This is a genomic window from Mycobacterium sp. shizuoka-1 (assembly GCF_002723835.1).
Taxonomy (GTDB): Bacteria; Actinomycetota; Actinomycetes; order Mycobacteriales; family Mycobacteriaceae; genus Mycobacterium.
Genome location: NZ_BEWG01000040.1, coordinates 37,512 through 62,554, shown reverse-complemented (window position 1 = coordinate 62,554; position 25,043 = coordinate 37,512). Strand labels below are relative to the sequence as shown.

Here is a 25,043-nt window from a genome sequence, read left to right as displayed (position 1 = left end):
TCACGCGGCCGGCTGGAGTTGAGCAGGCGCTGACAGCTCCCCCGGTGCTGCGACATGAGCGGTGATCAACGTGTATTGGCTGGGCTGCCAGATCTTCGTGAAGCCCTCGTAGCTCAACTCCAGCGGGTTACCTTGTCCGGGATCCAGCGCGGTGTCGTTGATGTACACCTTCTTCTGAGTGACATTGACTGCGATGACGGTTACCGCGTGGTCAGCGGTCACCGTGCCTCCGGTGAACGCACCCCGGTCGGCTATCACGCTCTCTCTGACGTCGGAGTTGATCGTGACGATGACCGACTCGCCGTTCCCCAGCGCTGTCACGAGGTCGTTCATCGCTCGGTCAGCTTGATCATTCGTGTAATAGGTGGCCTTGGCCGCGATCTTGTGGTTGTACAAGATCTGCAGACTGTCTGCGTAATACACGAATTCGTCGATCTCGGTTTGGTAGATCATCCCGTTGCGGGTCCGCTGCGTCTTCACCTCGATTCCGGTGCGACCGATCGCGCTGGGCGTGTTCGCTGCTTCTGCGACGATTTCGCGCTTGCTGGGCATCTTGCCGGTGAGTTGGCCGATCACCATCGCGGTCGACATGAGCACACAGGTATTGCTGTCGCCCTGATTTTCCCAGTACTTCTTGTTGGCGATGTTGCCGACGATGATGTCGCCGGGCTGCGGGTTCCATCCCTTGGCCGGGTTCGCGGCGGGTGTCACTGCCGCGCGGATGGTTAAGAGCCGGTTGAGATCTCGGCCCAATGCCTCGAACGCACCCCGGATCGCTTGCTGGACCTGCACCGGAGTCGGCAGCCCGGGCAGTCGCGGGGCCACCACCCGGCTCGCCGTCGTGGAGGCAGCCCGGGACTGCGTTGCCGTCGGCGCGGAGCTGACAAGAGTCAGATGTCGTGGAATGCTGTTGGCGGCACTGGATTTGACTGCCGAGCGGGCGGATACCGGTTCTGACTTGTCCGGAGCTCGCAGAACAAGGGCGGGTTTGGACCCGGACGATTTCCGCACTGATGAGGGCGTCTGCACCGAGCCGCCCCTGGCCGACGATGCGCTCGATGGTGAGTGGTCTGCATCTCCGGTCGACCCCGACGCCACCGCACTTCCGGCGCCGGCGGCGATGCACAATCCCGCGCCCACCGTGAAGGCGATGGTCGCGATCCGCGGGACCCGCCGCTTGCAGGTCATGATCTTCCCCCCAACCCTTGTCCGCACGAATTCGATTCAGTCACTTGTCGTCTCCGTCGGCGCCAGCTCGGCAACCACCGTGGTGTAAATGGGCCCCCACGCAGCGATGAAGGCGTCCAGCTTCATGGTGAGGTTCTGGCCACCGTTTGGCAGCGCCCCGTCGTTGATGTACACCAGCTGTTTGGTGAAGTCGAAGCCGAGAACTGTCACCACATGCTCGTCCTTCTCGATCTGACCCGTCTCCGCATTGACGCCATTGGTCGATATCGAGGCGATGACCGACTTGCCTTGCGCCAGAGCGGTAGTGAGGTTGGCCAGCGCCGTGGCCACTCCTCCGGACTTCGAGTAGTAGGTGCCGGTGATCCTGATCCCGCGCATTGCCAGCAGCTGATTGCCGTCGGCATCGGCGACCGTGTCTTTGGGGCCGGTGTACATCTTGAGGGGCACACCGGTGGATTCGCCCGTCTGAGGGTTCTTCTGGGTATTGGTCACACTGTTGGTCATTGCGGCCAAGGCCTTCAACGAATCCAGGGTGGGCATCGTCTGGGTGAGTTGGCCGATGACCATGCCAACCACGGTCAACGCCGAGGTTTGCAGGCTCTCCGCCTGCCAGTACTGCACCTTGGTCTGCGGATTGCCGACGACAGTCTGTCCGATCAGACTGACCGCGATGTCGGCCTCATCGATGTCTTTGGCGGAGATGCCGAGCCCGACAGCCAGCGAATGCACCAGATTCTGCGCAACCCCCAGCAGGCCCGGCAGACGAGCGGCGGTTCCGTTGTTGGCGATGATGGAGAACTCATCGACGACTGCCGAGGGCGGCAGGTTGCCGTCAGGGGTGTAGACGTAAGCGCCGGTCATGGCGTTCACGTCGACGGTGCCGTGCTGCGGTTTGCGACCCAGCGAATACGTGAGCGCGAATCCATTGTTGCTCTGCCCGGTGAGGGTTCCGGTGACGGTGCCGTCCGGGTTTTCGACTTGATCGTCGACCTCGACTGTCGGTGCCTTGTTGGCGAAGATGTACCGAAGCTGGCGTGCCAGTGATTCCAGCGGCGCCGTCCTCGCGGATGCTGCGCGATCACTCGACGAGGTGACGGCCGCGGTGCGTGGGGCCAGGACCGTCCGCGATGCCACCGGAACGGACTTGGATCCGCCGGACGTCACTGCACGCGCTGAGGCCCCGTTGTGCGCCGCCCGCGCACTGCCGGCACTGTGCTTCTGCGTCGGTCCCGCAGAGGCACTGCCGCTGTGAGCCGGCGAACCGGTGTCGGCCGCGGCGACAGCGCCGCCGTCGAACAGCGCCATCCCCAGACCGAACGCCACCACCGCGCCGGCCACCCACGCGGGTATTCGGCGACCGGCTCTCGCCGATGACGTGTTCAACACAATGCCTCCCCTCACCGGGCTGCGCGATGCCCCCGGGCACTGCCGGCCTTGCCTCCGGGTTTCTTGTCCGACCCCTTGCTGACGGTTTTGGAACTGCCGACGGAGGGCTTGTGACTGCCAAGACCGGACTTCGCCTTGGCCGCCGGCACCGCGGTCTGCCGTTTGACCAGCTGTGTGAGCTCGGGCGCCTTGGCCGCGACGACACTGCCCGCCGGCGGCGAGCCGGCCAGGCCACCGAGCCAGTCATTGATCCGCTCACCGACGGCGTTATTGGCCGCCATAGCCTGGTTGGCGGTGGTCTGCATCCAGTCCGCCACTGCGGCAGAGGTATTCAGCACAGCGCCGGTCGCGTTCCAGATCGCGTTGGAGGCGTTGGCAGCGAACGCGATCGGTGCGTCGACGGCGTTTTGCGGGGCACCACCGGCAGCAAGCAGTCCAGATGCGACGTTGGCGACCGCCTCGGTGAACGCATCCAGGGCGATGGCCGTGGGGTTGAGCAGAGAATTGAAAACCTGTGGACCAATCTGGGCCACTTGATTGACCGACCAGATTGCTTCGCTGCCCACGTTGAATCCTGCGGTCACGAATCCCTGCAGCGAGGTGATGTAACTGACGGGGTTGGTCGGAGCCTTGCCGATCGTGGTGACGGCCTGCCCCAGGCTGGCCAAGCCGTAGAAGACCGGGGCGACGAGGTTGGCCGTGGCATAGACAATCTGCTCCGGACCGATCACGGTGGTGAACACCGGGGTCCAATACGCGATATCCCCCAGTCCCTCGGCGACGATCGAAATCGGTGTGGTGGTGACCGCCGCCAGGGCCTTGGCCAGGCCTGCGATGAACGACACACCGGTCTGATCCGCCAGGCCGATGAGGGTCGCGCCGACGAAGTCGCTCCAGTTGGCCACCGAATAGGTCGCCGCGCGGGCAAGATCGGAGAATCCCGAGTCTGCGATTTCCATCGGAAGCTGCAGCGCATCGTTGACCAACCAGACCAGGTTCCCGGCCCCGTCGAACGCTGTCGTGATGGCGGCACCCAGCAGCGACGTGTAACTGCTGAGGGCGAGCGGGTTGTTGATCACGCCGGCCAGTGCGGTGACCGTCGCGGCGATCGCCTGGTCAAGGGTGTCCTGGATCAGCGAGGCCATGTCGTCGATCCAGAACTGAGAAGTGCCCTCGAGATCGTCGGCGGCGGTGACCAGGTACGCGAGATTGGCTGCTTGCACACCCCGCAGCCCGGTGAGCAGGGACTTGAGTTGCGGGTTGTCGGTTTCGCTGATCAGCGCGGTGAAGAATTCGAAGCTCGCGGTCTGCACCGCCAGCACTCCGTCCGCGAGGTTCGTCGCAGGCAGCATCGCCAGCTTGGCCGCACCGCTGACAACGGTGCTCGCGGCACCTTGCAGTGCATCGATAACGTCCTGGATGTCCTGTGGGCTGATAGCCGCCGCCAAATCGACCGCCGGCGCGGTCGTTGTCGGGTGGACGGTGGGCGCCGGTGGCTCGCCGACGACCGCCGGAGCAAATGCCAGCACACTCGCCACGGTGACCACCAGGCCCGCGTCGGTGAGGGACTTGACCGATGTCCAGATGTTCACGACCCCCCCTATGGACTTCCGGCAGCGCCGCCGAAAATTGTCCGCGCCGTAAGATCCCCAGGTTTCGGACCGTACCGCAACGTGTTGGCCGGCGGAGCGAGTCTGCGCAACGGGCGAACCCACCTGTCACGCCGGTCTCGATCCCATGGGCGAGGGCGCCTCGGTCTCGGGAGGACATTTCGGTAACTCCCGTTGCTCAGCCCCGCCAACAGTTGTGTCTCGATTCGCGGAGGCACCCGCAGGCCTTCGGAGCTGACACAACTTCGTCGCCTACCATCGAGCCTCGTGCCAAGCGCGGAAGCCGAGTCCCCCCGGATCGCCCGGCTCGTCGCCGTTGTCGCAGGAATCCTCGGTGTGCTGCTGTGCGGCGTGGTGCCGCTGCTGCCGGTCACCCAGACCACCGCCACGATCTACTGGCCGCAGGCGCCGGGCCCGGACGGCATGGTCAGCGACATCACCGCGCCGTTGGTGTCGGGGGCTCCGCAGTCCCTCGACGTGTCGATTCCCTGCCGGGCCATCGCGACCCTGCCCGCCGACGGCGGCCTGGTGTTCTCCACCATCCCGCCGGCCGGAATCGACGCCAGCCGCAACGGCTTGTTCGTGCGCGCCAACGCCGGCACGGTCGTCGTTGCCTTCCGCGACACGGTGGCCGCCGTCGCGCCTCGCCCGGCCGTCGCCGCCGGTGGGTGCAGCGATCTGCGCGTCTGGGCCGGGCCGGGCGGCGTCGGCGCCGACTTCGTCGGCATCCCGGGTGCCACCGGAACGCTCGCGCCCGAGAAGAAGCCGGCCATCGACGGCATCTTCACCGACTTGAAGGTGCCCGCCGACTCGGGCCTGTCCGCGCGCATCGACATCGACACCCGCTTCATCACCAGCCCGGGCACCCTGAAAATCGCGGCGATGGTGCTGGGCGTCGTGTGCGTGCTGGTCTCCCTGCTGGCGCTGGCAGTTCTTGACGGACGGTCCGGCAGGCATGTCCGCGGAGCGTGGCGGCGGTTGCTCCGCGCCCCGGTCGGCACCTGGCTGGCCGACATCGGGGTGATCGGCGGGCTGCTGGCATGGCACGTGGTCGGCGCCATCTCCTCCGACGACGGCTACAACCTCACGATCGCGCGGGTGTCCGGTTCAGCCGGCTACACCGCCAACTACTTCCGGTTCTTCGGCGCCACCGAAGCCCCGTTCGACTGGTATCAGTCGGTGCTCGCCCACCTCGCCGCGATCAGCACCGCTGGGGTGTGGATGCGACTGCCCGCCACCATCGCCGGCATCGGCACCTGGCTGATCCTGAGCCGCTGCGTGCTGCCCCGGCTAGGGCGGCGGCTGGCACTCAACCGGGTCGCGGTGTGGACCGCGGGCGCGGTGTTCCTGGCGGCCTGGCTGCCGTTCAACAACGGCCTGCGGCCCGAGCCGCTGATCGCGTTCGGCGCGCTGGCGGCGTGGATCCTGGTGGAGAACGCGATCGCCACCCGGCGGCTGGTTCCGGCCGCGCTGGCGATCGTGGTCGCGGTGTTCAGCGTGACGCTGGCCCCGCAGGGGCTGATCGCGATCGCACCGCTGTTGGTGGGCGCCCGCGCCGTCGCCGGCGTCATCAAGGCTCGCCGCGCCGTCGACGGGCTGCTGGCGCCGCTGGCCGCGCTGGCTGCCTCGCTGTCGGTGATCTTCGTCGTCGTCTTCCGCGACCAGACGCTGGCCGCCGTCGCCGAATCGGCCCGGATCAAATATGTCGTCGGGCCGACGATCGCCTGGTATCAGGACTTCCTGCGCTACTACTTCCTCACCGTCGAAGACAACGTGGAGAGCTCGCTGACACGGCGCTTCGCCGTGCTGGTGATGTTGCTGTGCTTGTTCGGCATGCTCGCGGTGCTGCTGCGCCGCGGCCATGTGCCCGGCGTGGCCAACGGGCCGCTCTGGCGGCTGATCGGCAGCACCGCGATCGGCCTGCTGCTGTTGCACTTCACCCCGACCAAGTGGGCCGTGCAGTTCGGTGCGTTCGCCGGCCTGGCCGGGGCGCTCGGCGCGGTCACCGCGTTCACCTTCGCCCGGGTGGGGCTGCACAGCCGGCGCAACCTGGCCCTGTACGTGACGGCGCTGCTGTTCGTCCTGGCCTGGGCCACCTCGGGCACCAACGGCTGGTTCTACGTGGGCAGCTACGGAGTGCCGTGGTTCGACCGTCAGCCGGTGATCGCGCATCAGCCGGTGACGACGATGTTCCTCGCGCTGGCGATCCTGACCGGCCTGCTCGCCGGATGGCTGCACTTCCGGATCGACTACAGCGGCCACACCGAGGTCAAGAACACCGGGCGCAACCGGGCGCTGGCCTCGACCCCGCTGCTGGTGGTGGCGATCATCATGGTGCTGCTCGAGGTGGGCTCCATGACCAAGGCCTTCGCACAGCGCTATCCCGCCTACACCACCGCAGCGGCCAACCTGTCCGCCCTGAAATCGGGCCTGTCCTCGGCGAGTTGCGCGATGGCCGATGCCGTCCTCGTCGAGCCGGACCCCAATGCCGGTATGTTGCAGCCGGTTCCGGGCCAGAAGTGGGGTCAGTACGGTCCGCTCGGCGGGGAGAACCCGGTGGGTTTCACCCCCAACGGGATCAGCGACACCCTGGAGCCGGCCGAGCCGTTCGTGGCCAACCCCGGCACCGTCAACTCCGACGGCTCGCCCAACAAGCCCAACGCGGGGATCGCTTTCGCGGCGGGCACCGGCGGCGGGTACGGACCGGTCGGCGTCAACGGCTCGCGAGTCTTCCTGCCGTTCGGACTCGATCCCAAGACCACCCCGGTGATGGGCAGCTATAACGAGAACACCGTTGCCGCCAAAGCCACGTCGGCGTGGTACCAGCTTCCCCCGCGCACCCCGGACCGGCCGCTGGTCACCGTCGCGGCCGCGGGCGCGATCTGGTTCTACGACGAAGAGGGCCAGTTCAACTACGGACAGTCGCTGAAACTGCAGTGGGGTGTGCAGCGTCCGGACGGCAGCTTCCAGGCGCTCAACTCCGTGCAGCCGATCGACGTCATCGCCCAAAAGGCTTGGCGTAACCTGCGTTTCCCGATGGCATGGGCACCGCCGGAGGCCAACGTCGCGCGCATCGTCGCCGACGACCCGAACTTGAGCACCGACCAGTGGTTCGGTTTCACCCCGCCGCGGGTCCCGGTGCTGGAGACCGCCCAGCAATTCCTGGGCTCGCAGACCCCGGTGCTGATGGACATCGCCACCGCGGCGAACTTCCCGTGCCAGCGGCCGTTCTCCGAACACCTCGGCGTCGCCGAACTGCCGGAGTATCGGATCCTGCCCAACCTCAAGCAGGTGGTGGTGTCGAGCAACATGTGGCAATCCGCCCGCGCCGGTGGCCCTTTCCTGTTCATCCAGGGACTGCTGACCACCTCGACGGTCCCGACGTATCTTCGTGACGACTGGTACCGCGATTGGGGCGCCATCGAGCGCTACATCCGCCTGGTGCCGTCGGCGCAGGCCCCTGACGCCGTCATCGACCAGGGCACCAAGTCGGTATTCGGTTGGAGCCGTAGCGGACCGATCAGGGCACTGCCATGACCCAGACTCTCGCCGCCAACGCACGCGACGCGGCCCGGGACGTGGCGATCACCCGCTGGGTTGCCGCGGTCGCCGGCCTGGTCGGATTCGTGCTCTCGGTGCTGACCCCGCTACTGCCGGTGGTGCAGACCACCGCGACGCTGAACTGGCCGCAGGCCGGCCAGCTGAGCAATGTCACCGCCCCGCTGATCTCGCAGGCGCCGGTGTCGGTGACCGCGACCGTGCCGTGCGAGGTGATCCGGTCCATGCCCCCGGCCGGCGGCCTGGTGCTGGGCCTGGCGCCGCAGAAAGGCAAAGAGGCGGCGCTGAATTCGCTGTTCGTCAACGTGAACGCGCAGCGCGTCGACATCACCGACCGCAACGTGGTGGTGGCCAGCGTGCCGCGAGCCCGGCTGGCGGGATGTTCGCGCATCGAGATCACCTCGAACACCGATGGGACGTTTGCGACGTTCGTCGGCCTGACCGACCCCGAGACCGGCAAGGAACTGCGTAGCGGGTTCGCCGACCCCAACCTGCGACCGGCGATCGTCGGGGTGTTCACCGACCTGGTGGGCCCGGCCCCGCCGGGGTTGAGCGTCTCGGCCACGATCGACACCCGGTTCTCCACCAAGCCGACGGTGGTGAAGCTGGCCGCGATGCTGCTGGCCATGACCGCCACGGTGATCGCGCTGATCGCGCTGTGGCGGCTGGACCGCCTCGACGGTCGCCGCATGCACTCCTGGATTCCGCAGCGCTGGCGCACGTTCACCGCCGTCGACGTGACGGTGGTGGCCGGCTTCCTGGTGTGGCACGTGATGGGCGCCAACTCCTCCGACGACGGCTACATCCTGCAGATGGCCCGGGTCGCCGACCACGCGGGCTATATGTCGAACTACTTCCGCTGGTTCGGCAGCCCCGAAGACCCGTTCGGCTGGTTCTACAACGTGCTGGCGCTGATGACCCACGTCAGCGACGCCAGCATCTGGATGCGGTTGCCGGACTTGATCTGCGCGCTGGTCTGCTGGCTGCTGCTGTCGCGCGAGGTGCTGCCCCGACTCGGACCGGCCGTGATCGCCAGCAGGCCCGCGCTGTGGGCGGCCGGGCTGGTGCTGATGGCGGCCTGGATGCCGTTCAACAACGGGCTGCGCCCCGAAGGGCAGATCGCCACAGGCGCGCTGATCACCTACGTCCTGATCGAGCGGGCCATCATCTCGGGCCGGCTGACCCCGGCCGCGCTCGCCATCATCAGCGCCGCGTTCACGCTCGGCATCCAGCCGACCGGTCTGATCGCGGTTGCCGCGCTGATCGCCGGCGGCCGCCCGATCCTGCGAATCCTGGTGCGCCGGCGCGCCGTGGTGGGCACCTGGCCGCTGGTGCTGCCCCTGTTGGCGGCCGGCACCATCATCCTGACCGTCGTGTTCGCCGACCAGACCCTGGCAACGGTGTTGGAAGCGACCAGGATTCGCACCGACATCGGGCCCAGCCAGGCCTGGTACACCGAGAACCTGCGCTACTACTACCTGATCCTGCCGACGGTGGACGGCTCGCTGTCGCGCAGGTTCGGCTTCCTCGTCACCGCGCTGTCGCTGTTCGTCTCGATGTTCATCATGTTGCGCCGCAGGCGAGTTCCCGGCGTGGCCCGCGGGCCGGCCTGGCGGCTGATGGGTGTCATCTTCGCGACGATGTTCTTCCTGATGTTCACCCCCACCAAGTGGGTGCACCACTTCGGACTGTTCGCTGCGGTAGGTGCGGCGATGGCGGCGCTGGCCACCGTGCTGGCATCGCCTGCGGTGCTGCGCTGGTCGCGCAACCGGATGACGGTCGTGACGGCGGTGTTCTTCCTGCTCGCGCTGTGTTTCGCGACCACCAACGGGTGGTGGTACGTGTCGAGCTACGGGGTCCCGTTCAACAACGCGATGCCGCGGATCGCCGGAATCACGGTCAGCACACTCTTCTTCGCCCTGTTCGCGCTGTCGGCGGTCTACACGGTGTGGCTGCACTTCAACTCCCGCGACCACGGCGAAGGCCGGCTGGCGCGGGCCGTCACCGCCGCGCCGATTCCGCTGGCCGCCGGCTTCATGGTGCTCGTGTTCGTCGGCTCGATGGCCGCCGGTGTGGTGCGCCAATACCCGACCTATTCCAACGCCTGGGCCAATCTGCGCTCGTTCTCCGGCGGCTGCGGGCTGGCCGACGACGTGCTGGTCGAGCCGGACGCCAACGCCGGCTTCCTGACCCCGCTGCCCGGGGATTACGGCCCGCTCGGACCGCTGGGCGGGGCCGCCCCCGTCGGGTTCACCCCCAACGGGGTGCCGGAACACATTGTCGCCGAAGCGATTCGGATGACCAATCCGCAACCGGGCACCGATTACGACTGGGACCAGCCGGTCAAGCTCGACACCCCGGGCATCAACGGGTCGACCGTGCCGCTGCCCTACGGGCTGGACCCGGCGCGGGTGGCGCTGGCGGGTAGCTATGTCGTCGGCCCGCAGCAGGACGCCACGCTGAACTCGGCGTGGTACCAGCTGCCGCCCGACGACGCCGGCCACCCCCTGGTCGTCGTCACCGCCGCGGGCACCATCGCCGGGCGCAGCGTGCTCAACGGCTACACCGACGGCCAGACCGTAGAGCTGGAGTACGGCAAGCCCGGCCCCGACGGAGCACCGGTGCCCGCCGGCCGGGTGAGCCCCTACGACCTCGGCCCGGCCCCGTCGTGGCGCAACCTGCGTTTCGCCCGCTCGGAGATCCCCGCTGACGCCACCACGGTGCGGATCGTGGCCGCCGACCGGTCGCTGACGCCGGGCGACTGGCTGGCGGTGACCCCGCCCCGGGTGCCCGAACTGCGGTCGGTCCAGGAGTTCGTCGGCAGCACCCAGCCGGTGCTGATGGACTGGGCGGTGGGCCTGGCCTTCCCGTGCCAGCAGCCGATGCTGCACGCCAACGGTGTCACCGAGGTGCCCAAGTTCCGGATCACCCCGGACTACACGGCCAAGAAGCAGGACACCGACACCTGGGAGGACGGCCGCAACGGCGGTCTGCTCGGGATCACCGACCTGTTGTTGCGTGCCCATGTGATGGCGACCTACCTGTCGCATGACTGGGGCCGCGACTGGGGTTCACTGCGCCAGTTCGAGACGGTCGTCGACGCCCAGCCCGCGCAGATCGAACTGGGCACGGCCACTCGCAGCGGTTTGTGGAAGCCTGGGCCGATCAGAATCAAGCCGTAGCCCGACTGGACTGCAGTAGCCCAATACTGAGGTCCCTGCGCGTGATTGCTGTCAGCGTGAAAGCAGCAGCAACTTCACCGGGGGGAATCATGGACCACATCATCGGCCGGCCGGTGGCCGGCGCCGTGGCCGCGGCGGCCTGTGCCGTCGTGGTGGCCACCACCACGCTCGTGCCGTCGCAGCAGCCCGCAGCACCCTTGGTGCCCCGGGTCTCCACCGAGGCCGTGCACCTGGCCGTCTCACCCACGGTGCTGGAGCCCGCCCCCAGCCCGGGCCAGCCCACCGCCGCGGCATCGGCCAACGGCGTCAACGTCGGCAACCCGTTGACACCGGTGTTCGCCGGCCTCGGCGCCGGTGTGGTCGCCGGGTTCTTCGTGAGCGGCGTTGTGGCTCTCAACGTGATCGGGCGGATTCCGGTGATCGGACCGGCACTCATGCCGATCGTCCCCGTGATCGCCATCGTCGGCGCCATTGTCGGCGCCCCCATCGGGGCGGTGTTGTCCGTCGCGGCCGCCGTGAAGAGCTGGGTGTCCGGTCTGCGCGCGCAAGCGGCGCCGGCCGCCGGCCGAAAAGCCGCCGCACCGACGTCGGGCGGCGCGGCATTCCCCGGCGCACGATCGAACCGGCCGGACTCGAAACCGACGAAACCGAAGGCCACCAAAGCTGCTGCGCCGCAGCACAGTCCCACCACGGTGCGGGCCGGTGTCGGGCACTCCCGTAAGTCGGCCGCCGCCGGGGCCGCACGGCACTGACCAGGCGGTGGCCCGGATCGCGGCACACGCCGCCCGGGCCGATGGCACAATCCGCTGATGGCTGACGACGCGGTGACCATCGACCCCCTGATGCACGGCCTGAGGTCGAAGGGGCTCAAGAAAGGGTCGGTGTCCCTCGTCGGGGCGGTCGCGATCGGTCTGGCGGCCACCGCGCCCGCCTACTCGCTGACCGGGGCGCTCGGCCACGGTGCCGAGGAATCCGGCTACCAGTTGCCGATCGTCTTCATCCTCGCGGTCATCCCGATGTATTTCGTCGCGCTGGCCTACAAGCACCTCACCGACGCCGCCCCCGACGCCGGGACGGTGTTCACGTGGGGTTCCAAGGCGATCACGCCGCACGTCGGCTGGATGGGGGGCTTCGCGCTCGTGCTGTCCTCCATCCTGGCCGGTGTCGGCGCGGCCGGCATCCTGACCAACGCCACCGCGGTGTGGCTGGGGATGGATGAGTCCCCGGTGTGGTTCGACATTCCGGTGGCCACCGCCTTCATCCTGCTGACGACCTGGTTGGTCGCCCGCGGTGCCGAAGAGTCCTCCCGCACGACGCTGATCCTCACGATCGTCCAGTACGGCGGCCTGCTGCTGTTCGCGATCATCATGGTGGTCGCCATCGTCCGCGGCCAGCACAGTCCGACCGCCGAGTCGTTCTCGTGGGAATGGTTCAACCCGTTCGCCATCAAGGACTTCAGCGGGCTGCTCGGGGGATTCCTGGTGGCGATCTTCATCTTCTGGGGCTTCGACGCATCGCTGGCCATGTCCGAGGAGACGTCCGGAACGTCGGCGCAAGCGGGACGAAGCGGCGTGACCGCGATTCTGATCACCGTCGCCACCTACGTGATCTTCAGCGTCGCGGCACTGGCGTTCGCGGGCATCGATCCCGACAGCCCGACGAGTCTGACGAACGAAGCCAACGTCGACGACGTGTTCACCACACTGGCCACCCAGTCGATCGGCGAGCGCGGCGCGATGATCGCGGCGCTGGTGGTGGGACTGTCTGCGTTCTCGGCGACGATGTCCACCGTGATGCCCACCGCCCGCGGGCTGTTGTCGATGGCCACCTACAAGGCGATCCCGGATCGGTTCGCATCGGTGAGCGAGGCGAGCTCGACCCCCAAGTACGCCACCTGGGTGATCGGCCTGACCAGCCTGGTGATCTATTGCGCGCTCGACGTGATCAGCGACAGCGTGGTCGCCGATTCGGTCTACAGTGTCGGGATCGCGATCATGACCTACTACGTGGTGGTGGCGATTTCGTCGGTGGTGTACTTCTGGCGCACCGCTTTTCGGTCATGGCGTACCGCGATGGGGCAGGTGATTCTGCCCGGTATCGGCGCTGCGATCCTGATCCCGGTGGGCATCGTCGAGGCGTACCTGATGGCCAGCCCGGACAGCGGTTCGGAAGGTTCGATCCTGGGCATCGGTACCGCATTCGTCGTCGGCGTGCTCAGCCTGGCCTTCGGAGTTGTGTTGATGATCGTCTGGAACCTCAAGGCGCCGGCCTTCTTCCGCGGTGAGACCTTGCCCAAGGAGCGCACCTAGCGGTTGGGTCTAGTGATTGCCGAATCCGCCGCCGAACTGATGGGACGGCGCCACCGTGACCGTCTGCGTTGACGTCTGCACCGAGGTCGCAACGGATGTTTCGGTCTGCGTTGCCGTTTCGGTATTGGTGACCGTCTGCGGATCTTGAGTCTGGACGACCGTCTGTGGCGCCTGGGTCTCGACGATCGTGCGTTGTGACTGCTCATGATGGGCGACCTGGCTGGTCGCCGTGGCCGGCGTCGAGGTGACGGTGACGGTGGTCGGCCCGGCGGCACCGGTGGAGCCGCACGCCACCGCAGCCAGTACCACCAGCGCGGACATCGAGGCCAGCAGCATGCCATTGCGAGTGTTCACGCACATCATGGTCAGTTATTGACGCGCGGAAAGCCGCTGCGCCACAACGCCGGCCGTCGTACGGTCCGCTGTCAATACCCTCCGGGCCCGCTGAGGATCAGCAAAGTCACTGATATACAGCTGTTTTCGATACGTTATCACTCACCCAGGCCGCGCTGATCCGCGTCACAGCTCGCACCAATGCGGGCTCCATAGCGTCTTCGATGTAAGAACAACCGCGCAACAAAACGGAGATGACGATGAACCTCAAACGTCTGGTGTTCGCCACCACCGCAACCGCCGGCATCGGCGCCGCCGGAATATTCGGCCTGGGAATCGGTACCGCGAACGCCGACCCCGGCCAGCCGTGCGGCGGCCCGAACAACGGCTGGTGCAACAACGGCCCGAACAACGGGCCAGGAAACGGTCCCGACAATGGGCCGAACAATGGGCCGAACAACGGCCCCAACAACGGGCCGGTCAACTGGCAGCAGCGCGGTATCGACCAGGGGCGCCAGGACCATCAGCCGTTCAACTGGAACGGTCAGTCGGTGCAGCCGATGCCGGCCGGCAACGGGGCGGGCTGGGGATTCTGGTTCCTGGGCCAGTGGATCCCGCTGTAACCACTGCCCTGCGGCGCGGTCAGCCCGAACCGGTGCTGAGCAGCTTCTCCGGCTGCAGCGACCACACGGTGGCCGCGCCACCCGGGGTGGCGTGCGCACAGTAGGCCGGCGCGCCCTTCTCGCTGACCGCGGCGGCACCCATCACCGCGCAGTTCGCGCCGATCACGACGACCGGCAGGTCCATCCGTCCGGAGACCGCGGGCGGCGGCGCGGCCGTCCGCGGGGCCTGGGTGGTCGCGGTGGTGTTCACATCGCGATGGCCGAACATCAGCGAAAGGCCCGCTGCCGCACCGGCGACCACGATCGCCACGCCCAGGATCGCCGGGATCAGCAGCCGGCGGCGCGACCGGTTCTGCTCCGGCTTGGCATGGCGGGCACGCTTCGCGGCCCGACCGGCGACCGCCGGGAGCGCTTGGCTGGTCACATCCGTGGCGTGGTGTTCCTCGGCGGCGGTGCCCAGGCCTCGCTCCAACGCGCGGGCGAAGTCGACGCACCGCTTGTAGCGCCAGCCGGGATCCTTGGCCAGCGCTTTGGCGAAAACCGGACTCAGACAAGCCAATTCGGGTCGCTTGGCGCCGATCGCCGGTGGCTCGGAACTGAGGCACTGGCTGATCACGATCGCCGGATTGGTATGGGTGAACGGCGGCATACCGGTCAGCAGGTGATAGGCGGTCGCGGCCAGTGCGTACTGGTCGGCGTGCCCGTCGATGTCCTCACCCTTGAGCTGCTCCGGCGCGGAGTAGGCGACCGTGCCGACCGTCATGTTCGTGCCGGTGAGCTGGCTCGCCTGGCCCATCCAGCGGGCGATGCCGAAGTCGGCCAGCATGACTCGCTGGTCGCCGCTGCCGGGCACCCCTAGCAGGATGTTCGCCGGCTTGACGTCGCGGTGTAGCAGTCCGTGGCCGTGCGCATAGTCGAGCGCCTCGGCGATCCCGGTGATGATGCGCACGACCTCGTCGGGCGGCATGCCGTAGGGATAACGATCGGCGAGCAGACGGGAGGCGTCGGTGCCGTCGACGTACTCCATCGCGATCCACAGCTTGTCCTCGAACTCACCGCGGTCGTAAATCGTCACGATGTGCGGGTTCGACAACGTGGCCACCATGTCGGCCTCGAGGATGAAGCGCTGCCGGTACTCCTCGTCCGAGCTGACCGACGATCCGAGTACCTTGAGCGCGTCCTGGCGGGGCAGCCGGGGATGCGCGACGAGGTAAACCTCACCCATACCTCCGGCCCCCAGCGTCCGCAGGATGGTGTAACCAGCAACAACCTGGCCGTCAGCTAACGGCATTGGGGCATCTTAAGCGGCCGGCCGGTCGTAAACCACTCGGCTGCCCAGCACGATGTCCTGCACCGACCGGCGATCCCGGTCGACGGCCACCCACACCAGCCCGACCGGGAACAGCACACAGGCCACCGCCCGCAGCGCCGCCACCGCCATCCGCAACGGCTTGCCGCGCCGGTCGGCCACCCGCACTCCCAGCAAAACCGCGCCGACCGTCCGCCCGGACAGCGTCCAGCACGCGGCCAGGTACAGCACCGACACCGCCAGGGTCATCGTGGTGGAGAAGATCAGGTTGAGCGCGGGAAAGCGGAACGCCGCCGGGTTGACGATCAGTGCGGTCAACGCCAGGCCCAGATAGAGCGCACCCATCGTGACGAGGACGACCAGCATGTCGACGAGCGCGGCCAGGCCCCGCGACACGATGCCGGCATTGGTCACTGCGGATCCTGGGCGGTCGGCCCGCGGCCCAGCATCCGGTCGACGAACCCGGCCACCATGTCGTCGGCCCGGGCGGTCTGGGTGCGCACATCCGTCATCACCTCGGCGGTGACCGTCCCGGTGGACTCGCGGATGATCGCAGGCAGATCGACGCCGTCGATGACTTCGTCGGCCAGCCCGATCAGGTCGATCCGCGCGATGATCGCGTCGATGTCGACGCCGGCCACGATTGCGTCGATGTCGACGCGTTCCCGAACCAGTGCCGTCAGGTCGATCTGCTCGATGACCAGTTCGGCGATCCTGGTCAGCGCTGCCACACCGGCTCGGGAGGCCTGCAGCCGGGTGGCCCGCAGCGGCTCGCCGATCAGCGGCAGTCGTTCCCAGAACACCAGGGAATCGTAATCAGGCACCTACCGGCGGGGGTGCGCTCGCCTTCAGGGCGGCCAGCGCGGCCACGGTGAGCCGGGCCAGTTCGTCGGCCTCCGCCGTCGTCAGCGCCGCGCCGATGAGTTGCGCCATCCGCCGGTTGGTGATGTCTTCGACCTCGCCGTACAGGGCTTTCTTGTCCGCGACGTCGACGAACGGCGGCTGCCAGCCCATGAAGGCGGCATAGTCCGTGCCGTGGTTGAGGATGTGCGCCTCGACCGGGCTCAGGTCCGAGATGGTCAGGGCGTTGAAGTGCACCGCGGCGCGCAACTCGCGCAGCACGAACATCACCTGCAGCGCCCGCGCGGGCGCGTCGTCGGCCAGCGGCATGGCCCGCCAGCCGGCATACAGCGGCAGACCCGGTTCGGGGGCTTCGGCGATGACCTTCTCGCCCAGCGCGGCGATGCGGTCCAGCCCCTCGGCGCCGGCCAGGTACGTGCGCCCGAACTCGGCGAGCTGGTCCCAGTACAGCCGGCAGCTGGTGGATGCATCGTGCACCGCGACGCCGGTCTCCCAGCACGTCTTCGCAAGATTCGGTTCGAAGACCGCGAACACCGCGTTGACGGTGGTGCCCGTGGCGTCGCCCAGCACCCCGCCGCGGCCGGCGAAGTAAGCCGCGAACGGATCCGGATAGCCCGCGGCCCGGCTCTTGGCGAAGGTGTCCGGATTCAGCATGAAAATACTGATGGCTTCGCCGATGGCGGCGCCCGCCGTGCGGACCGCGTCGATGTCGGTATTGCTGCTCATCGTGGACCTCCTGATGTCGGGGCTACGGTCACCGGTATCCCGTTGAGCGCGCCGTTGCCCGACGGCTCGTCGAGAAACGTCGGCGGGGACAGGATATTGGTGTTGACCCCGGGCGAGCCGTTGGCCACCGACATCCGGGTGCCGGGCTTGCCGTGGCCCCAGCCGTGCGGCATGGACACCACACCGGGTTTGATCGCGTCGGTCAGCTCCACCGGCACCTCGATGTGGCCCGCGGACGACCGCACCGTGACGGTGTCGCCGCCGGACACCCCGCGGCGCACCGCGTCGTCGGGATGCATGAGCAGCGTGCACCGGTCGCGGCCCTTCATCAACGCCGACACGTTGTGCAGCCACGAGTTGTTGGACCGCAAGTGGCGGCGGCTGACCAGGACCAGCTCGTCGGGTTCGCGCTCCAGCCGGCGGGCCAGTCGCGGAACGTCGTCGAGCAGGTACTGCGGGGTCAGCCGGATCTTCTTGTCGGTGGTACCGAGGATCTCCGGCACCTGGGCCACCATCGGGCCGAAGTCGACTCCGTTGGGCTGCTGCTTCAACTTCTCCAGGGTCAGCCCGTCGGGGTTTTCGCCGTAGCGGTCGCCGAACGGCCCGGTGCGCAACGTCAGATCCAGGATGCGTTCCGGTCCGCCGCTGCTGTAGTGGCCCCGGATCTCCGCGCCGTCGAGTCCCTGGGTGAAGCACAGGTAGTCGAAGAACCCGTCGTCGATGGCGGCGACGTCGACGTCCTCGGCAGGCGTGCCCGCGCACAGGCCGGTGAGCCGGACCAGGATCTCCCATTCCTCCGGCCGGTCGGGATCCTCCGGGACGAACACCGGCGCCGAGTAGTTCGCGATGCTGCGGATCGCGAACGCCAGGATCAGATCGTCGTGGTGCGGCTGCTCCAGTGGCGAGAGTCCGGGCAGGATGACGTCGGCGTGCCGGGTGGTTTCGTTGAGCCACAGGTCGACCGCGATCATCGCGTCGAGTCCGGGCAGCAACTCGTCGAGCCGGTGGCCCTGTGGCGTGGACAACACCGGATTGCCCGCCACCGTGATCAGCGCCCTGATCTGACCCGGGCCGGGTGTCTCGATCTCCTCGGCCAGACAGGACACCGGCACCTGGCCGAGCACCTCCTTGGCGCCGCGGACCCGAGTGTGCCAGCGGCCGAACTCGGGCAGACCGCCCTCCAACCCGGGCTGCGGCTGGGCGGTGACCGTCCACACCGCCGGGCGGGGGAACATCGCGCCGCCCGGGGTGTCGAAGTGCCCGGTGAGGATGTTGACGACGTCGACCAGCCAGCTGGCCAGGCTGCCGAACTCCTGGTTGCACAAGCCGATTCGCCCGTACACCACGGCCTTCTCGGTGCCGGCGAGTTGGCGGGCGAGCTGCTTGATGCGCTCGGCGTCGATACCCGTCACCGGGGCGACCCGCTCGGGCGACCAGTCGCGGGCCAGCGCACGCAGCGTCTCGACGCCGTCGACGTGCTCGGCCAGCCGGCCGAGGTTCACCAGGTTCTCGTCGAACAAGGTGTGCACCACCGCCAGCAGCAGTGCGGCGTCGGTGCCCGGGGTGATCGGCAGCCATTCGTCGGCCTTGGCCGCGGTCGCGGTGCGCACCGGGTCGACGACGATCACGGTGTCGATCCGCCCGAGGATGCCCATCACGTCCGGTGCGGCCAGCAGCGAGCCCTGCGACGCGGCGGGGTTGGCGCCCATCACCACCAGCAGGTCGGTGCGCTCGATGTCGGGAACTCCGAATCCCCACCAGTTGCCGTACATCAGGTGCGACGAGAGGTTCTTGGGCCACTGGTCGACGGTGCCCGGCGAGTAGCTGACCGGGATGCCGGACATGCCCAGCAGCACGCCGGTGTAGCGGCCCAGCGAGAACGAGTGCGCCAGCGGGTTGCCGGTGTAGCAGGTGACCGCGCCGATCCCGTGCTCGGCGATCACCGGCGCCAGCAGTTCGGTGCAGCGCCGGAACGCCGCGTCCCAGCTGACCTCCTGCCACTGCCCGTCGACCTTGATCATCGGGGCGCGGACCCGGTCGGGGTCTTCGTGGACGGCGCCCAGCGAAGCGCCCTTGGGGCACAGGTGGCCACGGCTCCAGACGTCGTCGGGGTTTCCCCGGATGCCGGCGACACGACCGTCACGTACCTGAATCTCCAAGCCGCACATGGCCTCACAGAGCGGGCAGGTGTAGAGGTGGCGGCCGTCGCGGCCGGTGGATGCGAGCGGCGCGGCGGCCTCGGTAGTCACCGCCCCACGGTAGTTCCGCGCACCCGCGGACGGCCCGCGTTTCGTCAACTTTGACAAAGCGCGGCGGTGCGCATCAGCGAATTACACAGGTGTGAGTAACTGCTGGGGATAACCGCCGGCGGGCCTAGATCGGGATCAGGCCGTGCTTGCGCTGCACTCGCTGAATCTGCTTGTCCCGCAGCAGCCGCATCGCGCCGCGCAGCTTGAGCCGGGTCTCGTGCGGCTCGATCACCGCATCGACGTAGCCCCGCTCGGCGGCCACATACGGGGTGGCCATGTCGCGGTTGTAGCCCTCGATGAACTGGCGTCGGATCTCCTGCACCTCGGGCGCACTGGGGTCGGGGAACCGCTTGACGATCAGCTGCGCGGCGCCCTCGGCCCCGATCACCGCGATCCGGGCGGTCGGCCACAGGAAGTTGAAGTCCGCGGTGAGCTGCTTGGAGCCCATCACCGCGTATGCGCCGCCGTAGGACTTGCGGATCGTGATGGTCACCTTCGGCACGTCGGCCTCGACCACGGCGTAGAGGAAGCGGCCACCCCGCTTGATGATGCCGTTCTTCTCCTGCTCCACACCCGGCAGGAAGCCCGGGGTGTCGACGACGAACACCAGCGGAACGTTGAACGAGTCGCAGAACCGCACGAACCGGGCGGCCTTGTCGGAAGCCTCGTTGTCGATGGCGCCCGACATGTGCATCGGCTGGTTGGCGATCACCCCGACCGGACGGCCGTCGACCCGGGCGAAGCCGGTGATGATGGCCTGGCCACCTTGGGCCGCGACGTCCAGGAAGTCGCCGTCGTCGAAGATCCGCAGCAGGATCTCGTGCATGTCGTAGGCCATGTTGTCGGCGTCCGGGACGATGCTGTCGAGTTCCAGGTCGTGCGGGGTGATCTCGGGCTCCAGGCCCGGGTTGATGATCGGCGGGTCGTCAAAGGTGTTGGCGGGCAGGAACTCCAGGTAGTCGCGGACGTACTGGAAAGCGGCCTTCTCGGAGTCGACGACCTGGTGGACGTTGCCGTACTTGGCTTGGGCGTCGGCGCCGCCGAGTTCGTCGAGGGTGACCTCTTCACCGGTGACGTCCTTGATGACATCCGGGCCGGTGACGAACATGTAGCCCTGATCGCGCACCGCCACGATGAGATCGGTCTGGATCGGGGAGTACACCGCACCACCGGCGCACTTACCCAGAATGATCGAGATCTGCGGCACCAGACCGCTCAACAGCTCGTGCCTGCGCCCCAACTCGGCGTACCAGGCCAGCGAGGTGGCCAGGTCCTGAATGCGGGCACCACCGGAGTCGTTGATGCCGATGATCGGGCAGCCGACCATGGCCACCCATTCCATCAGCCGGGACACCTTGCGGCCGAACATCTCTCCCACCGACCCACCGAAGACGGTGTAGTCGTGGCTGAACACGCCGACCGGACGCCCGTTGATGGTGCCGTGCCCGGTGACCACACCGTCGCCGTACAGCGCGTTGGGATCACCCGGCGTGCGCGCCAGTGCACCGATCTCGAGAAAACTGCCCGGATCCAGCAGCGCGTGAATGCGCGCCCGGGGGCTGGGGATGCCGCGCTTGTCACGCTTGGCGGCGACCGCAGGCCCGCCCGGTTCCTTGGCCAGCTCCAGCTTTTCGCGGAGCTCGGCGAGCTTCTCCGCGGTGGTGACCGGGTGGTGGGCGGAAGAGCTCTCTGTGCTCACTTGGCCTCGTTCTCCTCGGCGTCGATACGGTTGATCGCCTCGCTCATATGCGCACCGACCTTCGCGATGTAGGGCTCGTCGATCGCCTGGATGTGCTCCCCCCCGATCGGCACCACTTCCAGATCGGCGACGAACTCGCCCCACCCGCCGTCGGGCTTGCGGACGGCGTAGCGCGGCTCGAACATGATCGCGTCGTCGTGATAGCGGTCGGCCATGTAGAGCGTGACGTGACCGTCGTAGGGCTCGATGTTCGCGGTGTCCAACGCGCGATTGTCCAGATACGACGTGCGCTGGTGCTCGATGATGCCGCCGGGGATGTCCACCCCGGCCTCTTTGACGGCGTCCAGCACGAACCGGACCTGACCCTCGTCGTCGAGTTGTTCGAGCTGCTCATACGGGATCTCGGGGATCTCGACGTTGAAGGTGCGCGAGGCGAACAGCGCGTAGCGGTCCCAGCGGGCGCGGATCTCCTCCTTGGTCTGCGGAACCTCTTCGCCGGCCCGCACGGTGTCGATCAGCCCGACGAAGCGGACATCGCAACCATTGCGCTTGAGCCCGACCGCACAGGCATAGGCCAGGGCCCCGCCCAGCGACCAGCCGGTGAGGATGTAGGGGCCCTTGCCGCCCAACTCCATCAGCTTGGGCACGTACTCGGCGGCGCGCTCCTCGATCGAGCCCTCGACCCGCTCCAACCCGTAGACCGGGGTGTCGGCCGGAAGCCGTTTGAGCAGCGGCTCGTAGACCACCGTCGAGCCACCCGCGGGATGGAAGACGAACACCGGAACGTGCGTCGTGCCCTCTTTCGCGGCCCGCAAAGTGCGCACGAAGCCGTCGACCACCCCGTCTTCGAGCTGAGCCCGCACGATCGTGGCCAGCGCCTCGATCGTCTTGGCCGACTTCACATCGTCGACGCTGATCGCGCCTTCGGCGCGCTCGGTCAGCCGCTCGGACAGCTTGGTCGCGGTTTCGTCGTCGATGGCGGGCAGCTCGTTGAAGATGCCGCCCGGCGACTTGCCGGTGACGATCGCCCACGTCGCGAACGTCACGCGTTCGGCGGCGTCGCGCGGCGGCACGTCGGCGCCGAGCGCTTCGGTGACGGCCTCCTGGGTCAGCACCTTGGCAGCCGCTGCGGCAGCAGCAGATTTGGCCGGAGCTGCGGCAGCAGCGGACTTGGCCGGGCCGGCTGGATCTGTCGGCGGCGCAGGAATATCCGGGCCGACCGGATTGGTGGGCGGCGCCGGGATGCTCTCCGGCTCTGCCACGATCGGATGACCCGCCTCGGCCAGCTTGGCCTCGAGTTCGGCGACCGTGCTCGCCCCGCCCATCAGCTCGGCCTGCTCGGCGGCGATCTCCTCGGCCGTCTTGCCCTTTTGCGCCTCGGCCAGGTCCTCGACCTCGTCGCGGTGCTCGATCGCGTACTCGATGAGCTTCTCGACGGCATACAGGTTGGCGTCGCGCACGGCGGTCAGCTGGATAGGCGGCAGGTCGAAGTCGTACTCGACGCGGTTCTTGATCCGAACCGCCATCAGCGAATCCAGGCCCAACTCGATCAGCGGGACCTCCCACGGCAGGTCCTCGGGCTCGTAGCCCATGGCTCCGCCCACGATCGCCGCCAGCCGGTCGTGCACCGTCTCACCGGTGTCCGGCGACCACTTGGCGAACCCGGCCGCCAGGCCGGCCCCCGCCGTCAAGTTGTCCTGCAGGATTTCTGCGTCATCATCGGGCTCGTCGGCCGGGACCTCGGCGGCCGGCGTGGCGACCGCGACACCGGTGGCGACCGCGGACGGCAGAGCCGAGACCGCGCCGCCGCGGGTGACCACGGCGTCATAGACCAACGTGAAGGACTCATCAATCCGCGCGTGCACCTGCACCGAGGCGCCACCCGGATGGCGGGTCAGCGTGGTGACCAGGCGGGCTCCGTCCCCAGGTACCGCGCGCTGCTCGGACGCCGTCAGCTTGGCATCCGGAAGAACCTGTCCCGCCGCCGATTTCACCAGCGCGGCCAAGTCGGTCTGGCCCTTCGGCGAGTACTCCCACACATGCCGGCCGTCGGGGGTGGCCACATGGTTGCCGGGCATCATCACCGAGCTGTCACCGGTGAACTGCGCGTCCAGCCAGTGCGGCTTGCGCTTGAACCGGGTCGGCGGGATGTCGGCGTACTCCCCCGCCTCGAAGAGGGTCCGGAAATCCAGGTCGTGGCCGTAGACGTAGAGCTGCGCCATCGCCGCGACCATCGACTCGACTTCGTCCTGCTTGCGCGCCAGGGTGGCGATCAGCTGGCCGTCGTGCAGCCCGGCGGCGGCGGTCGTCAGACCGACCTGCATGAGCGCCACCGGATTCGGCGCAAGCTCCAGGAACGTGGTGTGCCCGTTGTCGACGGCGTTGCGGATGCCGTGGGTGAAGTAGACGCTGTGGCGCAGCCCCTTCTTCCAGTACTCCACGTCGTGGATCGGCTCGCCGCCCGGGCGGATGTAGCTGCCCTCGTGCACGGTGGAGAAGTAACCGGTGCGCAGCGGATGCGGCTCGATGCCCTGCAGCTCGGCGGCCAGCTCGCCCAGCAGCGGATCCATCTGCTGAGTGTGGCTGGCGCCCTTGGTCTGCAGCTTGCGGGCGAACTTGCCTTCGGACTCGGCGCGCGCGACGATCGCGTCGATCTGCGCGGGCGGTCCACCGATCACGGTCTGGGTGGGCGCGGCGTAGACGCACACCTCCAGATCCGGGAAATCGGAGAACACGGTCTTGATCTCCTCGGCGGAGTACTCGACCAGCGCCATCAGCCGGATGTAGTCCCCGAACAGCATCGCCTCGCCCTCACCCATGAGGTGCGCGCGCGAGCAGATGGCCCGGGTCGCATCGGCCAGCGACAGCCCGCCGGCGAAGTAGGCGGCGGCCGCCTCACCGAGCGACTGTCCCACCACCGCACCGGGTTTGGCGCCGTGGTGTTTGAGCAGTTCACCCAACGCGATCTGGAGGGCGAAGATCACCGTCTGGACCACTTCGATGGGGTATTCGCAGGTCTCGTTCGTGTAGTCGATCGCGTCGTCGAGGATCAGCTCGACGATCGAATAGCCGCGCTCGTCCTGGATGTGCGCGTCGACCTTGTTGATCCACTCGGCGAAGACCGGGTCGCGCAGGTAAAGGCTCTTGCCCATCTTGCGGTGTTGGGCACCGAACCCGGCCAGCACCCAGACCGGTCCGTTGGTCACCGGACCGTCGGCGCTGTACACCAGCGGGCTCTGCTTGCCGTCGGCGATCGCACGCAGACCCTTGACCGCCTCGTCATGGTCGTGGGCCATCACCACGGCGCGCGAGCGGCCGTGGTTGCGCCGCGACAGCGAGCGGCCGATGGCCTCCAGCGAGGTGGCGCGGCCCTCCGGGCTGTCGATCCAGTCGGCCAACTCGGCCGCGGTGGCGCGCTTTCGCGAGGTCAGGAATCCCGAAACCGCCAGCGGGACAACAGCAACCGGCTGCTCTGACGACTCCATCTCGGCGCGCGCCGCCTCGATGAGTTCCAGCGCCTCTTCGGTCAGGCCGGGCAGTTCGGGCTCGTCGTCCTCGGCGAATGCATTCGCGGCCGCGGGGTACTCGTCCTCGGCTTCGTCGACGAACTCGCCATACTCGTCCATCCGGACCCCGCCGACGTAGACGGCATTGGCGTCAGAGACGGCCTTGTCTTCGGCCGGAGTGGATTCTTCCTGCGGCGCAACCAGATCCGCCGGCAGCACCTCGCGAACCACCACGTGGGCGTTGGCGCCACCGAAACCGAACCCGGAGACGCCGGCGATCGCGTGGCCGCTGTAGCGCGGCCAGTCGGTGACCGTGTCGACCACCCGCAGCCGGATGGCGTCGAAGTCGATGTACGGGTTGGGCCCGGCGTAGTTGATCGACGGCGGAACCTTGTTGTGGCTCAACGACAACGCGACCTTGGCCAGGCTGGCCGCGCCGGCGGCCGACTCCAGGTGCCCGAGGTTGGACTTCACCGCACCCAGCAGCGCGGGCTGATCGGCCGG

The 25,043-nt window shown here is 67.9% G+C and carries 17 protein-coding genes; 6 read left to right on the top strand and 11 right to left on the bottom strand.

The window, feature by feature from the left end; translation table 11 throughout:
* Nucleotides 1-825 (bottom strand): C39 family peptidase, encoded by an 825-nt coding sequence (locus MSZK_RS13530; RefSeq protein ID WP_158230577.1) that lies wholly within the window; start codon nt 823-825, stop codon nt 1-3.
* A gap of 79 nt (nt 826-904) precedes the next feature.
* Here MSZK_RS13530 and MSZK_RS32325 point away from each other — a divergent pair, with 79 nt between their 5' ends.
* Nucleotides 905-1,276 (top strand): hypothetical protein, encoded by a 372-nt coding sequence (locus MSZK_RS32325; RefSeq protein WP_158230576.1) that lies wholly within the window; start codon nt 905-907, stop codon nt 1,274-1,276.
* Here MSZK_RS32325 and MSZK_RS13525 read toward each other — a convergent pair.
* Nucleotides 1,225-2,574, bottom strand: coding sequence for a C39 family peptidase (locus MSZK_RS13525; RefSeq protein ID WP_142389921.1), 1,350 nt, complete (start codon nt 2,572-2,574; stop codon nt 1,225-1,227). The two genes, MSZK_RS32325 and MSZK_RS13525, sit on opposite strands and share 52 nt — an antisense overlap.
* A gap of 11 nt (nt 2,575-2,585) precedes the next feature.
* Complete coding sequence (locus MSZK_RS13520) at nt 2,586-4,166, bottom strand: hypothetical protein (protein WP_099248591.1); 1,581 nt, start codon at nt 4,164-4,166, stop codon at nt 2,586-2,588.
* 285 nt (nt 4,167-4,451) lie between these two features.
* Here MSZK_RS13520 and MSZK_RS13515 point away from each other — a divergent pair, with 285 nt between their 5' ends.
* The 4 genes from MSZK_RS13515 to MSZK_RS13500 all read left to right on the top strand — a co-directional run bounded on the left by MSZK_RS13515 (nt 4,452) and on the right by MSZK_RS13500 (nt 13,233).
* Nucleotides 4,452-7,721, top strand: a complete 3,270-nt coding sequence (locus MSZK_RS13515; protein ID WP_099248589.1) for an arabinosyltransferase domain-containing protein — start codon at nt 4,452-4,454, stop codon at nt 7,719-7,721.
* The gene (locus MSZK_RS13510; protein WP_099248587.1) at nt 7,718-10,924 is read left to right on the top strand and encodes an arabinosyltransferase domain-containing protein; all 3,207 of its coding nucleotides are present in this window, start codon (nt 7,718-7,720) and stop codon (nt 10,922-10,924) included. Before MSZK_RS13515 ends, MSZK_RS13510 begins: the two co-directional genes overlap by 4 nt.
* An 89-nt stretch (nt 10,925-11,013) precedes the next feature.
* Nucleotides 11,014-11,676 (top strand): hypothetical protein, encoded by a 663-nt coding sequence (locus MSZK_RS13505; protein ID WP_099248585.1) that lies wholly within the window; start codon nt 11,014-11,016, stop codon nt 11,674-11,676.
* A 57-nt stretch (nt 11,677-11,733) separates the two neighbouring features.
* Nucleotides 11,734-13,233: an APC family permease gene (locus MSZK_RS13500; protein ID WP_099248583.1), complete on the top strand. Its 1,500-nt coding sequence runs from the start codon at nt 11,734-11,736 to the stop codon at nt 13,231-13,233.
* A 9-nt stretch (nt 13,234-13,242) separates the two neighbouring features.
* On the opposite strand, the gene MSZK_RS13495 is transcribed toward MSZK_RS13500, so the two are convergent.
* Nucleotides 13,243-13,587: a hypothetical protein gene (locus MSZK_RS13495; RefSeq protein WP_142389920.1), complete on the bottom strand. Its 345-nt coding sequence runs from the start codon at nt 13,585-13,587 to the stop codon at nt 13,243-13,245.
* Between the two features lie 239 nt (nt 13,588-13,826).
* On the opposite strand from MSZK_RS13495, the gene MSZK_RS13490 reads away from it, so the two are divergent.
* The gene (locus MSZK_RS13490) at nt 13,827-14,189 is read left to right on the top strand and encodes a hypothetical protein (RefSeq protein WP_099248623.1); all 363 of its coding nucleotides are present in this window, start codon (nt 13,827-13,829) and stop codon (nt 14,187-14,189) included.
* A 19-nt stretch (nt 14,190-14,208) separates the two neighbouring features.
* Here MSZK_RS13490 and MSZK_RS13485 read toward each other — a convergent pair whose 3' ends face one another.
* The 7 genes from MSZK_RS13485 to MSZK_RS13455 all read right to left on the bottom strand — a co-directional run.
* Nucleotides 14,209-15,480 carry a serine/threonine-protein kinase gene (locus MSZK_RS13485; protein WP_099248579.1) on the bottom strand — a complete coding sequence of 424 codons (1,272 nt, stop codon included), beginning with the start codon at nt 15,478-15,480 and terminating at the stop codon, nt 14,209-14,211.
* 9 nt (nt 15,481-15,489) lie between these two features.
* Nucleotides 15,490-15,912 carry an RDD family protein gene (locus MSZK_RS13480; protein WP_099248577.1) on the bottom strand — a complete coding sequence of 141 codons (423 nt, stop codon included), beginning with the start codon at nt 15,910-15,912 and terminating at the stop codon, nt 15,490-15,492.
* Entirely contained in the window at nt 15,909-16,301 is a 393-nt protein-coding gene (locus MSZK_RS13475; RefSeq protein WP_099248621.1) for a hypothetical protein, read from the bottom strand. The genes MSZK_RS13480 and MSZK_RS13475 overlap by 4 nt, the downstream gene beginning before the upstream one ends.
* A 13-nt stretch (nt 16,302-16,314) precedes the next feature.
* Entirely contained in the window at nt 16,315-17,085 is a 771-nt protein-coding gene (locus MSZK_RS13470) for an evbL (protein ID WP_099248575.1), read from the bottom strand.
* A complete protein-coding gene (locus MSZK_RS13465; RefSeq protein ID WP_099248573.1) occupies nt 17,082-19,334 on the bottom strand; it encodes a molybdopterin-dependent oxidoreductase in 2,253 nt (750 codons plus the stop codon). The genes MSZK_RS13470 and MSZK_RS13465 overlap by 4 nt, the downstream gene beginning before the upstream one ends.
* A 124-nt stretch (nt 19,335-19,458) precedes the next feature.
* Nucleotides 19,459-21,033: an acyl-CoA carboxylase subunit beta gene (locus MSZK_RS13460; protein WP_099248571.1), complete on the bottom strand. Its 1,575-nt coding sequence runs from the start codon at nt 21,031-21,033 to the stop codon at nt 19,459-19,461.
* The coding region (locus MSZK_RS13455; protein WP_233211284.1) for an acyltransferase domain-containing protein at nt 21,030-25,043 on the bottom strand (4,014 nt) is incomplete at its 5' end. The genes MSZK_RS13460 and MSZK_RS13455, both read right to left, overlap by 4 nt.

Excerpts from the sequence above, each read along its gene's own strand:
- MSZK_RS32325 (WP_158230576.1), top strand. The coding sequence starts at position 905 with ATGCTGTTGGCGGCACTGGATTTGACTGCCGAGCGGGCGGATACCGGT.
- MSZK_RS13510 (WP_099248587.1), top strand. The coding sequence starts at position 7,718 with ATGACCCAGACTCTCGCCGCCAACGCACGCGACGCGGCCCGGGACGTG.
- MSZK_RS13505 (WP_099248585.1), top strand. The coding sequence starts at position 11,014 with ATGGACCACATCATCGGCCGGCCGGTGGCCGGCGCCGTGGCCGCGGCG.
- MSZK_RS13500 (WP_099248583.1), top strand. The coding sequence starts at position 11,734 with ATGGCTGACGACGCGGTGACCATCGACCCCCTGATGCACGGCCTGAGG.
- MSZK_RS13490 (WP_099248623.1), top strand. The coding sequence starts at position 13,827 with ATGAACCTCAAACGTCTGGTGTTCGCCACCACCGCAACCGCCGGCATC.
- MSZK_RS13485 (WP_099248579.1), bottom strand. The coding sequence starts at position 15,480 with ATGCCGTTAGCTGACGGCCAGGTTGTTGCTGGTTACACCATCCTGCGG.
- MSZK_RS13470 (WP_099248575.1), bottom strand. The coding sequence starts at position 17,085 with ATGAGCAGCAATACCGACATCGACGCGGTCCGCACGGCGGGCGCCGCC.